Source organism: Aphanizomenon flos-aquae FACHB-1287, assembly GCF_014698755.1.
In the GTDB taxonomy this organism is placed as follows: domain Bacteria; phylum Cyanobacteriota; class Cyanobacteriia; order Cyanobacteriales; family Nostocaceae; genus Dolichospermum; species Dolichospermum flosaquae.
The window spans coordinates 143381-156697 of the sequence record NZ_JACJTO010000005.1 but is presented as its reverse complement, the minus strand read 5'-3'; the positions used below and the strand labels follow the sequence as shown (position 1 = coordinate 156697).

14 protein-coding genes are annotated in these 13317 nt (G+C 37.4%); 10 read left to right on the top strand and 4 right to left on the bottom strand.

What is annotated here, in order from left to right; genetic code table 11:
• Nucleotides 1-72: 72 nt before the first annotated feature.
• Entirely contained in the window at nucleotides 73-1665 is a 1593-nt protein-coding gene (locus tag H6G44_RS04275) for an N-6 DNA methylase (protein WP_242031629.1), read from the bottom strand.
• A 240-nt stretch (nucleotides 1666-1905) separates the two neighbouring features.
• On the opposite strand from H6G44_RS04275, the gene H6G44_RS04270 reads away from it, so the two are divergent.
• The 5 genes from H6G44_RS04270 to H6G44_RS04250 all read left to right on the top strand — a co-directional run bounded on the left by H6G44_RS04270 (nucleotide 1906) and on the right by H6G44_RS04250 (nucleotide 7704).
• Nucleotides 1906-2226: a DUF6825 family protein gene (locus H6G44_RS04270; RefSeq protein ID WP_190385123.1), complete on the top strand. Its 321-nt coding sequence runs from the start codon at nucleotides 1906-1908 to the stop codon at nucleotides 2224-2226.
• Nucleotides 2227-2672: 446 nt separating this feature from the next.
• The gene (locus tag H6G44_RS04265; protein ID WP_190385122.1) at nucleotides 2673-4358 is read left to right on the top strand and encodes an ABC1 kinase family protein; all 1686 of its coding nucleotides are present in this window, start codon (nucleotides 2673-2675) and stop codon (nucleotides 4356-4358) included.
• Between the two features lie 21 nt (nucleotides 4359-4379).
• The gene (locus tag H6G44_RS04260) at nucleotides 4380-5111 is read left to right on the top strand and encodes a Stp1/IreP family PP2C-type Ser/Thr phosphatase (protein WP_190385121.1); all 732 of its coding nucleotides are present in this window, start codon (nucleotides 4380-4382) and stop codon (nucleotides 5109-5111) included.
• Nucleotides 5112-5753: 642 nt separating this feature from the next.
• A complete protein-coding gene (locus tag H6G44_RS04255; protein WP_190385120.1) occupies nucleotides 5754-5951 on the top strand; it encodes an NblA/ycf18 family protein in 198 nt (65 codons plus the stop codon).
• A 154-nt stretch (nucleotides 5952-6105) separates the two neighbouring features.
• Nucleotides 6106-7704 carry an Hsp70 family protein gene (locus H6G44_RS04250; protein ID WP_190385119.1) on the top strand — a complete coding sequence of 533 codons (1599 nt, stop codon included), beginning with the start codon at nucleotides 6106-6108 and terminating at the stop codon, nucleotides 7702-7704.
• Between the two features lie 17 nt (nucleotides 7705-7721).
• Here the strand turns inward: H6G44_RS04250 and H6G44_RS04245 are convergent, their stop codons facing one another.
• Nucleotides 7722-8240, bottom strand: a complete 519-nt coding sequence (locus H6G44_RS04245) for a L,D-transpeptidase (RefSeq protein ID WP_190385118.1) — start codon at nucleotides 8238-8240, stop codon at nucleotides 7722-7724.
• Between the two features lie 68 nt (nucleotides 8241-8308).
• Nucleotides 8309-8941, bottom strand: a complete 633-nt coding sequence (locus H6G44_RS04240) for a bifunctional 4-hydroxy-2-oxoglutarate aldolase/2-dehydro-3-deoxy-phosphogluconate aldolase (RefSeq protein WP_190385117.1) — start codon at nucleotides 8939-8941, stop codon at nucleotides 8309-8311.
• Nucleotides 8942-9227: 286 nt separating this feature from the next.
• Here H6G44_RS04240 and H6G44_RS04235 point away from each other — a divergent pair, with 286 nt between their 5' ends.
• From H6G44_RS04235 to panD, 5 genes are all read left to right on the top strand, one after another.
• Nucleotides 9228-10406, top strand: a complete 1179-nt coding sequence (locus H6G44_RS04235) for an MFS transporter (protein WP_190385116.1) — start codon at nucleotides 9228-9230, stop codon at nucleotides 10404-10406.
• Between the two features lie 224 nt (nucleotides 10407-10630).
• Nucleotides 10631-11422 carry a DUF4231 domain-containing protein gene (locus H6G44_RS04230; RefSeq protein WP_190385115.1) on the top strand — a complete coding sequence of 264 codons (792 nt, stop codon included), beginning with the start codon at nucleotides 10631-10633 and terminating at the stop codon, nucleotides 11420-11422.
• Between the two features lie 197 nt (nucleotides 11423-11619).
• Nucleotides 11620-11808, top strand: coding sequence for a hypothetical protein (locus H6G44_RS04225; protein ID WP_190385114.1), 189 nt, complete (start codon nucleotides 11620-11622; stop codon nucleotides 11806-11808).
• Between the two features lie 192 nt (nucleotides 11809-12000).
• Nucleotides 12001-12519: an inorganic diphosphatase gene (locus tag H6G44_RS04220; RefSeq protein ID WP_190385113.1), complete on the top strand. Its 519-nt coding sequence runs from the start codon at nucleotides 12001-12003 to the stop codon at nucleotides 12517-12519.
• Nucleotides 12520-12658: 139 nt separating this feature from the next.
• The gene (panD, locus tag H6G44_RS04215) at nucleotides 12659-13042 is read left to right on the top strand and encodes an aspartate 1-decarboxylase (protein ID WP_190385112.1); all 384 of its coding nucleotides are present in this window, start codon (nucleotides 12659-12661) and stop codon (nucleotides 13040-13042) included.
• Nucleotides 13043-13065: 23 nt separating this feature from the next.
• Here panD and H6G44_RS20700 read toward each other — a convergent pair whose 3' ends face one another.
• Nucleotides 13066-13218 carry a PIN domain-containing protein gene (locus tag H6G44_RS20700; protein WP_338078948.1) on the bottom strand — a complete coding sequence of 51 codons (153 nt, stop codon included), beginning with the start codon at nucleotides 13216-13218 and terminating at the stop codon, nucleotides 13066-13068.
• Between the last annotated feature and the right edge of the window lie 99 nt (nucleotides 13219-13317).

Genomic DNA, 13317 nt, shown 5'->3' with positions numbered 1-13317 from the left:
ATAATCATTTTTGGGTAGTCCTTCCAGGATATTTTTGACAATCTTGGGAAATGAGTTTATGATCATGGTTAATCAAAATATTTTAATCCTTCGCCCAAAATTTAACATATTTTTGGCTATTTTTATCAGGCTTTTCTTAACATTCAACACTTCTGCTCCTAGTCTATCAGTAGCCCATCTAAAAAAACGAGAATACATATCATAAACTTTAGTTTTTTGTGCTGTACTTTCCTTAACATAAGTAGCCTTAATTAACTTATCTATTTCTGAGTATGCACGATTTTTGTTATTATCATTTTCATTCTGTTGATTTGCATTATAAGGAGGATTACCAATAATCACAGAAATAGTTCTATCATTCTGTCTTTTGATTCTCGCAGTATTCTCCACAGTCATAGCAAACAAATCCAATTGCTTACCCTCAAAAGAGGTATTATCCAAAGTATCCACAAAACAAATATTTTCAAACTCCTCATACACCCCCATTTTCTGCTTATAGGTGTATTCAATATTCAAATTCGCAATATAATAAGGTAAAATAGCCACCTCATTACAATGAATCTCATGTTTATATTTGTGCTGTAAACTATGGGTTGGTAAAAAATCAATTAACTCCGTAATAAAAGTCCCCGTTCCCGTCGCAGGATCTAATATCTCTACCTCTTTATCTGCTAACAACTTCCCAAAATGTTTATGTACTAAAAAATCTGTACTTTCAATCATAAACCGGACAATTTCATTAGGAGTATAGACAATTCCTAATCTATCTGCTGCTTTGGGATTATAAGCTTTATAAAAGTTCTCATACAATGCTTTTAAAAACTTCTGTTTTTCTTGATGATTAACAATATTCGCCGCTGTTCGTCTAATTACTGCATAATATCTTTCAATACTTCCTAAGGTATTTCTCTTTAAACTTCCTGTAAAAAAGGTGGAAATTACCCCTTGTAATTCCCGCGCAACGTTATTTTCTTGATGAAATTGTGACTCACTAAATATATTAATAAAAATGTCTTCCGTTAAAATATGTTGAATAATCATTTCCTGAATATCTAATAAAGTAATTTCAGGATTTATGGACTTTTGACAAATATTAAAAAACTTATTTCTAGCATTTTCAAATAATATATTATTACCCTCTTGACATTTTATCAACTTTCTGAGAGAATCTAAGATAATGGGTAAATCTTGCCTAAATATATCTATCGCTTCCCGAAAGTCCCGCACTTCAGGACGGACATAATTAATAAAGTTATTAATAATACCATCTACCGCGTCAGCATCGCCCATAGTTACGCGCTGAGTTTCTTGTCCAGATTGAATTAAAACCGCAGTTTGCGAATCTTCAAATAAAATATTACTATCGGGATAACCTTTATTTAATTTTTTGGCAATTTCTTGATCTAAATTATCATATTGGTCTTTACTTTCCCAATAACCCCAATCTAAGCGCAAAGCATCTTTAATTGTACCATCGGGATAAACAATTTTACCATTTGGTAGTTTATAATCTAGTTCGGGAATGAGGAGAAAATCACGGGGTTTACAATATTCGTTTAACAGATTTTGGAAAGCAACGCGAATAGATGTTTCTTTGCGAGAACCACCATATCTAATGATTTTTTCTACTTCCGCTTGATATTGAGTCACCAGGAGTCTAGACATAGTACACCTCAAAAAAAGATACAAACATAGCCATTAATAAATTGAACAATAAAAATCTGCTTAAACCCTTACCCATTGCGCCCTTGCACAACACAAGATTATTATTGATTTATCAACGCCTAAATTTAAATCATACAAAGAAAAAACCAACTCTGTACAGATAAACTCCTGAATCATGGTAAACACTATAGCCTGAATACAGGTTATAATTCTTTGTGCGGAGCAACTTTACAAAAATTTATGAGTAATCCCCTTGTACAGGCCTTTTTCGTAGGTAGAGCGATCGCTGAAGTGATTAATGAACGCGTAGAAGTCGCCTTGACTGATGCTTTGAGTGAACTTGGTAAATTTGATGCTGAAGCTAAAGAGCAGCTACGCCAGTTTACAGAAGAAGTAATCGCCCGAGCTAATCGCGCAGCAGAAACGTCAGCAACTGGAACAACCACAGATAACACATCTGGGGGAGATTCACCAGACCTACAGACCGAAATTGACGAATTAAGGGCAGAAATTGCTCTATTGAGAAGTGAACTACAAAAGTATCGCAATGCCGCAAGATAGGTAATGGGTAATGGGTATTAACTTTAATGTCAAACCCATAACCCGACTGGGAAATCATTCCCAGTTTCATCCTTTGACATACTCACCGTCCTAAAGGAGCGGTGATTCTTGACACTTCACTGGAACGCGCCACAAGTGGTCTTATCGTCCCTCTATGTCCGTTTAAAGTCTCCCAATGCCCTATGGCGACTATACCCAAATTATAACATAAAGCCGTCCTAGAAGGACGGGGCTTGTATCCCAGATTTTTGGTCATCTAAAAATGACTAAAAAATCTCAAAAATCCACAGTTTATGTAAACTGTAATTATGATCCCGGAAATTAATTTCTGGGCGGGTGTGAAAGCTAATTATTTGTAGCTGACAATACCTGAACCCTATTCCCTGTCCTCCACTCCCTACCTTCAATCAGATGACTCCGTGACAACCCGACGGTATAATAAAAATATGGAACAAGGTTACTCAGATCAAGCATACCGTTGGAATCGGGAAGAATACTCTACCAAACGCCGCTTTGTCGATATTTGGTCTTTTGTCTTGACCTTAATGTTCAAGATTTGGCGCTATAACAAGGCCTGGAGTTATTCCGGTGGTGTAACAGAAGCCAAACGAGCAGCTAGACGCAAAGCCCAAGCTATCTGGATTAGAACGACGTTTTTAGATTTGGGTCCGACTTTTATTAAAGTGGGACAATTGTTTTCAACTCGTGCGGACATTTTCTCTGCGGAATACGTAGAGGAGTTATCTAAGTTACAAGATAGAGTCCCAGCATTTAGTTATGAACAGGTAGAAGGAATTATTGAACAGGAATTAGGTAAAGCTGTTCCCACACTTTTCCAAGATTTTGAACCTGTTCCCCTCGCTGCTGCTAGTTTGGGTCAAGTCCACAAGGCCACCTTGTATACTGGTGAGTCCGTAGTCGTTAAAGTACAACGGCCTGGACTAAAAAAGCTGTTTGAAATTGACTTAGGCATTCTCAAAGGTATTGCTCGCTACTTTCAACACCATCCCAAATGGGGACGGGGTCGGGATTGGATGGGTATATATGAAGAATGTTGTCGCATTCTCTGGGAAGAAATTGATTATCTGAATGAAGGACGTAATGCCGATACTTTCCGCCGAAATTTCCGTAGTTTTAATTGGGTAAAAGTACCGAGAGTTTATTGGCGTTATGCTACCTCCAGAGTAATTACTTTAGAGTATATACCTGGTATTAAAGTTAGTCAGTATGAAGCCTTAGATGCTGCCGGTGTAGATAGAAAAGCGATCGCTCGTTATGGGGCCCAAGCTTACCTACATCAACTGCTGAATAATGGTTTCTTTCACGCTGACCCCCATCCTGGTAATCTGGCAGTTAGTCCCGACGGAGCTTTGATTTTCTACGATTTCGGGATGATGGGAACAATTAAATCCAATGTCCGCGAAGGATTAATGGAAACCTTATTTGGTATTGCCCAAAAAGATGGCAACCGTGTGGTAAAATCTTTAGTTGATTTAGGAGCGATCGCCCCAGTTGAAGACATGGGACCTGTCCAGCGTTCTGTCCAGTATATGCTGGATAACTTCATGGATAAGCCCTTTGAAAACCAATCTGTGGCAGCTATCAGTGAGGATTTGTACCAACTCGCTTATGATCAACCATTTAGATTTCCAGCAACTTTTACCTTTGTCATGCGTGCCTTTTCCACCCTTGAAGGAGTTGGTAAAGGTTTAGATCCAGAATTTAACTTTATGGAAGTTGCCCAGCCCTATGCCATGCAACTGATGACAGATAACAATAGTTCTGAGGGGAATAGCTTCTTGAATGAATTAAGTCGTCAAGCAGTCCAAGTTAGTAGCACTGCTTTAGGATTACCACGGAGATTAGAAGATACTCTAGATAAAATAGAGCGAGGGGATATCCGGTTTCGAGTTCGCTCTGTCGAAACTGAACGTCTGCTCCGGCGACAAAGCAATATTCAATTGGGCATGACCTATGCTTTGATCATTAGTGGTTTTACAATTGCCGCGACAATTCTCCTAGTTAGCCATTATATATGGTTAGCAAGTCTGATTGGTTTAATTGCAGCCTCAGTTGCATTCATGCTGATTCAGTTGCTTTTACGTCTAGATCGTTATGATCGAATGTATTAATTAATTGTTCACTAAAAACCTATGAAACTTGACTCTATTGGTTGTACAGATCCAGGGCTTGTTCGCTCTTATAATCAAGATTCCTATTATATTGATCCCGCAGGGCGATTCTTTATAGTTGCTGATGGTATGGGTGGTCATGCAGGAGGAGAAGAAGCCAGTCGCATTGCTACCACAGAAATTTGTTTATACCTAGAGCAAAATTGGCAATCCCCCGAATCTGCCTCAAAACTTTTAAAACAAGCTTTATCCACCGCTAATCAAGCTATAATTCGAGATCAGCACAGTCATCCTGAACGTTCTGATATGGGAACAACGGTTGTAGCAGTGGTAATCCGTCCATCTGAATCCCCCGTATGTGGTCATGTTGGTGATTCCCGTCTCTATCGTTTAAGAGAATCACAATTACAACAAATCACAGAAGACCATACCTGGATTGCCAAAGCTATAAAAATCGGTGATCTTACCATTGAGGAGGGTAGGGTTCATCCTTATCGCCATATTTTATCTAATTGTTTAGGTAGGGAAGACCTTAATCAGATTGATGTGCAAGAACTAAATTTAGAAAATGGTGATCTTTTACTTCTCTGTAGTGATGGACTCACGGAAGAACTTATCGATCAGCAAATTTTAGGGTACATTAAGGATACACACTCACTAGAAAAAGCCGCTAATAACCTCATTGAAGCTGCTAAAAATGAAGGTGGACATGATAATATTACTGTTGTCTTAGTGTCCGTTGTCCGTTGTTAGTTGTCCGTTGTCCGTTGTCCGTTGTTAGTTGTCCGTTGTTAGTGGCAAGAAGCAATCCATATTACCTCTTGCCTATGATTACCCATTCCCTAAAAAAAGTAAATACACTTGACAATTTGTTCAATTTGAGCATTTTTTCCATTAATAATTTGATAAAAATACTTTTAATCTCCAAAAATTACCACAGGAGCTTAATTTTCTATAATTCCCAAATAAACAGCAAATAATGGGTCAATAAATCATTGTTTTCATCTTGATTCCTCCATTTGACCCTTGAATATTACCGGTCGATAACTACTGTTTCTCAAAGAATCTTTGCCAAAATTAAAGTATCTCAATTTAGATCAACTCGTTTTCAGCGGGATAGATTCCTATAGCAGTAGATTTATTACCAATACATACTCAGAAAAATAAACCTAAAAAGATGGGCAAATTGTCAAACATTTGTTATCTTTCTTAATATAGAGAAACAAATGTTAACCAAAACCTAGCCGAAGAATTACTGCTTAGGAATTTCACGAGATTAAGCAGATGATCATGAAACCGTATCTAGACAGGGGTTTTACTTCTCATTTCTAACTGTCAACCCTTAAATTCCCTGGTCAATTTCCATTTTATACGTTGTTTGTTTTGGAGTTCATTATGAATCAACGAACCGAACTGTCTTTAGAACAGCAATTTAGCATTTGCTCCTTTGCTACACAAGTTCAACAGATGAGTCACACACAAGCTCAAGACTTTTTAGTCAAGCTTTATGAGCAAATGGTTGTCCGTGAAGCAACATATCAAGAAATACTTAAACACAATTGGGGTCTAGACTCAGGTTCTCACATGGCATAGACTGATTATAACAACAGATTAGATAGTTAGGATATCAATTGTATACTGCCAAAGGGCTGAGAAATTGACCCCTTTCCAGACCTCTCCCCATCCTTGGGTTGAGGTTAATTTTCTGTTGACTTCCTGAGTTAATAAATATTATAATCATAACAATATGGCGATCGCTATTGATTTTGGCACAAGTAACACAGTTATCACTCGTTGGAATCCTGTTACTCAACAAGCGGAAACCCTGAATCTACCGGGTTTATCAATGCAACAATATCTAAATCCTCCACTAATTCCCAGTTTAGTTTATGTAGAAAATGCCAGCTTAGGTAAAATTATAGCTGGTCAGCAGGTGCGCGATCGCGGTTTGGATACAAAAACCGACCAAAGATTTTTTCGTAACTTCAAACGGGGGATAGGTGCAGATATCCAGGGTTTTTTACCGGAAATAGATGGAGAAAATATTACCTTTGAACAAGTAGGAAAATGGTTTTTAACTCAGGTAATTGCAGAATTAGCGCCCTTAGAAGGGGGAATCTCTTCCTTAGTTTTAACCGCACCTGTAGACAGCTTTGAAGCTTATCGTTATTGGTTAGGGAAAGTTTGTCAATCACTACCCATCGAAGAGGTGCGGATATTAGATGAACCTACTGCTGCGGCCTTGGGTTATGGTTTAACAGATCAAGGTGCTTTGTTAGTTGTTGATTTTGGTGGTGGAACGTTAGATCTATCTTTAGTGAGTTTAGACCAAGGATTAAAGACGAAAAATAAACCCCTAGGATTTCTTCTTAAATGGGGAGATAGGAATCTAAGTGAAAATTCTCAACAAAAGACTAAAACAGCCCGCGTATTGGCGAAAGCAGGGCAAAATCTGGGCGGAATTGATATTGATAATTGGATAGTAGATTATTTTGCTAAAACCCAAGGACTACCGGTTAGTTCTCTGACAGTGCGATTAGCGGAACGGGTAAAAATTCAGTTATCTACCCATAATCAAGCCAGTGAAGTTTATTTTCATGATCAAACCTTTGAAAGTTATGAAATGGATCTTGATCGTTGCACCCTGGAAAATATTTTACGGGAAAATGGATTTTTTGACAAATTGGATGATGTGATGATGACACTGTTACAACAAGCGCGACGCTACGGTATAGAAATTGAGGATATTAATGCAGTCTTGTTAGTGGGTGGTACAGTGCAATTACCAGCGGTGCAAACATGGATAGAAAAGTATTTTACACCAGAAAAAATCCGTCGTCAACTGCCATTTGAAGCGATCGCTCAAGGTGCGTTACAAATAACTCAAGGTATAGAAGTCAAAGACTATCTTTATCATAGCTACGGTGTGCGTTATTGGGATCGCCGTCATCAACGCCATAATTGGCATCCGATTATTAAAACTGGACAACCCTACCCCATGACTCAACCTGTAGAATTAGTTTTGGGTGCTTCCGTGGAAAATCAACCCAGTATCGAGTTAATTATAGGGGAATTAGGGGCAGAAACAGGAGGAATAGAGGTATACTTTGATGGAGATCGTTTAATTACTCGTCAACTTCATAGTCAAGCCACTACAGTTAAACCCCTAAATGATACAATCAGTGGTAGTAAAATTGCTGAACTTAAACCCGCTGGTTTTCCGGGGAGCGATCGGATTAAGATCTATTTTCAAGTAGATGAACAAAGGTTTTTAAGGATTACTGTTGAGGATTTATTGACAAATAATACCTTAGTAGAAAATCAACTGGTAGCTAAATTGAGTTAAGGATTAAGTAGATTACCTTATTTCTGAATTACCACCGTTGTTCCCACATTAGCCCAATTAAATACCCATTTAGCATGACGAGGGGAAAGATTCACACAGCCATGACTAACAGGTGTACCAAATTTGCTATGCCAATATGCACCATGAATGGCATAGCTACCTTGATAATACATGGTATGGGGAACATCGGCAATATTATATCCTCTGCCCTTCATCCTAGTTTTTTTCAGCTTAGTTTGAATCTTGAAAGTACCAGTGCGAGTAGATGTAGCTTTTTTTCCTGAAGAAATCCTCACTGCATACACAGGTTTATTTCCTTTCCACGCAATTAATTTTTGTTGGGAGAGGTCAATTTGAATCCAACGCTGATCGGATTTTTTGAGGATTTGAACAGTGTTAGGAGTTTTCTGTGGTGGAGAATTTGCCCATACCTCACCAGCTACAGAAGTAATAATAGTAGCAGAAACTGCTGTACCTGCAAGTAATATTTTTAAGAGATTCACCCAGGAAGTACAGGTATAAATTAGGCTTTTCATGGTAAACACACTCATTGGTAATTGGGAAAAATGTTTATTTCTCCTTTTTATTCTCCCTTACCTAACCCCTAATGTAAACTCTGCATGAGGATTTGTACTTGTTCTGTAATTGCTGGCCAATTTTCTGCTAATACCCATTTTTGTGGGAATAATTCACCACTTAATCCTACGGCTACTGCACCAACTTGTAAAAAATCCTGAGCATTTTCTAATGTTACACCGCCCGTAACTATTAAAGGAATATGCCCAAGGGGTCCTTGTAAGCTTTTGATATAGCTAGTTCCTCCCAGTGATTGCACGGGAAATACTTTAACACAACTAGCGCCATAATTCCAAGCGGTCATAATTTCCGTCGGTGTCAAAGCGCCGGGAATAATCGGGATATTTTTAGCGACTGCGGCTTGAATCATGACGGGATCGGTGTGGGGACTGAAGAGGAATTGGGACCCACAGCCGATCGCCTCTTGTAACTCTTGGACATTAAATAACGTTCCCGTACCAATTAAACAATGGGGTAATTTAGCGCGGAGTTGGGAAATTAATTCGGGGGCGCGATCGCTATTCCAAGTAATTTCAATGAGCCTCATCCCCCCAGATGCTACAGCTAAAGCCATTTGTTCACCCCATACCATTTTTTGGGCGCGAATAACAGCGATCGCTCGATGTATTTTTAACTGTGACAACCAAACTTGATTAGACATTTTCACTGTGATTTGTAGCCAAGAGGTTAAAAACCTCAAAATAATCATGACCTAGGAACAGTATCTTAACATTCCATCCTGCCTATTTTCCCACTATCCCTTGATCAAGACGAATAAACATCAAAAGCAATACGTAATATCCACACATTGCGGGTTTGAACATAAACTCATTGATGCAAGTGTTTTCCTGGTTTCTTGAAAAATCTCTGTAATTTAAATTTCATGAGCAGTGGGTAAAAGTCCAGGAAATGGTAAGATGACTGAAGATAAATATATTTAGTTAAAAATGAATCGAGTTTTTTGGATTACTGCGTTAATTGCCTTTATTAACTCCCTGAGTTTGACAATTTTAATTCCCATCATTTATCTCTATGGTAAACAATTTGGTTTAAATGATTTCCAAACCAGTTTATTATTCTCCATTTACTCTATTGCTCAGTTTTTTGCCACTCCAGTTATTGGTAAACTCTCTGACAGATTTGGACGAAAACCATTATTAATAATTAGTTTAGCGGGAACAGTAATTGCTAATACTATAGCGGGAACTGCGACAACAGCAACATTATTATTTTTAGCCAGATTTTTAGATGGTATCACAGGTGGAAATGCGTCTGTTGCCCAAGCTGTGATTTCTGATGTTACCGATCAAAAAAATCGTGCTCAGGCATTTGGAATTTATGGTGCAGCAATGGGATTAGGCTTTATCCTTGGACCAGCAATCAGTTTATTAGCCCAACAAATTTCTTTAGGAACAGCATTTTTAGTTTCTGCAGCAGTTGCAATGATAGCCGTATTAATGACAATCTTCTTATTACCAGAAACCTTAAAAACCAAATCTCCAAAAGCTACAAATATCTTTGATTTAGGGTTGGAAAACTTAATTAAAGGTTTGGCTATGCCCGGTATTGGCATTTTGTTATTAATTAACTTTTGTACAGGACTAACATTTACTATGTTTACCTATGCTTTTCAACCCTATTTTATTAAGGTTTTAGATCAAAATAGTAGATCTTTAACACTCTTATTTCTAATATTTGGCACATTAGGAGTAATTATGCAAACTTGGGGAGTATCTGTTCTCAGTCGTAAATTTAATGTCGTCAAAATATTATTTTTAGGCTTATGTATTCGCAGTTTATCATTTTTGTTAATGCCTATTTGGCCTAACATTAATTATTTTATCATCGTTAGTATATTATTTGCGTTGTTTAATGCTTTAGTTCAACCGATGATTAGTACATTAATCTCTCTCAATGCTCAACCACAAGACCAGGGAACTGCTTTAGGACTAAACGCATCTTATTTAAGTATTTCTAATGGTATTGGTCCGGTGATTGCTGGTATGATAGTTCAACAATCTAAACCTATAACTTATAGTTATCCTTTATATTTAGCAGGAGTTTTGACTTTTTTAGTTTTAGTTTTAGCCGTAGCTACGCGCAAAAAATACAGCAATGCTATTTGATTCGTGAATTTACAACAGATTTCATTGAAAGGAGCAATTTGATCGAAGTTTTCGGTAAACTTCAAGAAATTTAAACCTTGTCCTTATCCTGGAAGAAAATTGCAGTACCTTGTCAATAATACCACTTTAGGGTAATATATAGTTTTGGTTGTAACAACATTTATTACAACAACTTTTCCGATTATTAATTCAACACTCCCACAATAACTACACGAGACGAAAATATGCTGTTCTTTTTGAAATTGATTGATTATTTATTAGCCGCAGTTGCCATCGCATCATTTGGTATTATTTATTTTGATTCTAGCAATCAAGAACATATAATCGTTGCCTCCGTTGCTTTAACTCTTGCTATTGGTTTATTTATCTTCAATAGACAATCAGTAAATAGCGCCAAAAGGAAAGCAGAAAGAAATCAGCTATCGAAAAGGGCTAAACTTTATACTTCTTTATTAAGTAAAGATACTCAGGTAGATCATAACACAGTTTTACCAGCCCGAACTAAAGCTTTAGAATATTCTCAAGAATTGATTGACGATTATAAAAGTTCTAGAGATCTTAACAGAACCCTATACTACGTTTTGCAAATTTCTACCGTGATTTTATCAGGTGTGACACCAATTTTAGTTCTAGTGGATAAATTGGAAGCAGGACAAAACTGGTTAAAATGGCTACCTGTTATCTGTCCAGCAGTTGCTTCCATTGTAGCCAGTGTTGTCACATCATTTCCTTTTGAAAAAAATTGGATGGCTGCTAACACAGCAGTAGAATTGTTAGAATCTGAACAAGAGAAGTTTATTTTAGGAATCACTCCAGCCTATCGTTGTTATGATATTCCAGAAGAAGATAAACAACAACAAAAAATTAGTCAGGCTGTAGAACTGTTTATTAATCAAGTGAATAGTATTCACCTCCCCCAAGCACAACAACAAACTGATTCAGACCAGGTAAATAAAGAAAGACAAGACTCACCAAAACTTGAAGAAGCAACTACAGAAGAAAAAGTAGCTGCATAGTTTTGGTATAATCACCAATTCACCAGCATATCTCAGTTTATGGGCGCACTTACTGCGCCCCTACGGAATTTCTGAATGATGAATAAATGTCAGTTATTCCTGACATTACGGTTTATAGTAAAAAAACAGTTAAAATAGTATGGACGCTCTCTTCTGGAGAGTTAACCTGCTAGTGATGTGATTAATTACAACTTTGTATGAATTTAAATAGCCAGTCTGCCAATTCTTCCGATACATATTCCCAACGCTTGGCAGACATTGTGGGAACATTAATTGCTCTGATCACCCTTATTTTACCAGTATTTATCATTGCCCACTATTCTTCAGCCAATGTTGAGAACAATCAGCCATCCTTAAGCTATAACCTATCTATTCGTGGAGATTAAAATATACAGTAGAATTCAGAAGAAGAAAAAGTAAGGAGCAAGGGTAGGAACAGTTTTTCATCTCTTCTACCCTTTTTTGTTGATCATTTTAGAAGGAATCTGGGGGAAGAGATCCACAATGCCCTAAAATTTGAGACTGGGAGCGAAAATAGCTTGCTACCGTTGATTCACCTTTAGTAAAGGAGTTTTATTGTGGATTTATCTCTGATTCCTGCCCAACCAAAGCCAGGTGTGATTAATGTCCTGATTGAAATTGCTGGCGGAAGTAAAAATAAATATGAATACGATAAGGATTTACAAGCATTTGCGCTCGACCGTGTCCTCTATTCTTCAGTCAAATATCCTTACGACTATGGTTTTATACCCAATACCCTAGCTGATGATGGTGACCCATTGGATGGTATGGTAATCATGGATGAGCCAACATTTCCCGGTTGCGTTATTGCTGCAAGACCGGTTGGTTATTTGGAAATGATTGATGGTGGCGACCGCGACGAAAAGATTCTTTGTGTTCCCGATAAAGATCCGCGCTATGCTCATGTCAAGTCTCTCAAGGACATATCTCCCCACCGATTGGAGGAAATTGCCGAATTTTTCCGCAGTTATAAAAATTTGGAAAAAAAGGTAACGCAAATTCTCGGTTGGCAGGATGTGGATAAGGTGGCCCCTTTAGTAGAAAAGTTCATCCAAGCGGCTAAAAATAAAGCATAATAGATCGTGGGTAGTAGTAATGCAAATTACTCATTACCCATGAAATGGATACAAAAAAATATATTGTGGGACAATCAGTAACAATGTACTGAGTCTAATTACTAAAGTTCCCTGGTTGCAAAAAAAAAATTAAAATCAAATGCAGCGCACTCTCTTATCGGCAAAAATTCATAATTGTACCCTCACAGGAGCAAATATTAACTATGTGGGTAGTATCAGCATTGACGAAATGCTCTTGAAAAAAGCTGGTATATTTCTTTATGAACAGGTACAAGTAGTGAACGTTGCTAATGGTAAGCGGTTTATTACTTATGCTATACCTGCTCCGGCTAATTCGGGGACGATTGAATTAAATGGAGCGGCGGCACGTTTAGGAGTTGCTGGCGATCGCTTGATTATAATGACTTATGGGCAGTTTACCATAGAAGAGTTAAAAGGTTACTCTCCTACAGTTGTCATTGTGGGTGAGAAAAACCAGTTATTAGAAGTGCGACATTATGATGATCTGCTTAGTAACCTCTAACAGCCTCAGAGGTGGGCGAAAAATCACCTAAAACAATTCTCTAAATTTAATTCTTCAACTCTTAATAAATCACTATCATTAGAAACGAGAATAAAATTTTTAATAATAGCAGTTGCAGCAATTAAAATGTCTTCTGTTTGGATTGGTAATCCTCTTAATCTGAGATTTACATGAATTTCTGCGGGTTTTTATAAAATTGCTAAATCATCTAAGAAAATGATTTGAAAATCCTTACAAAAATCATCAAATTTTTCTAATTGTTTAATTGCGTTGAC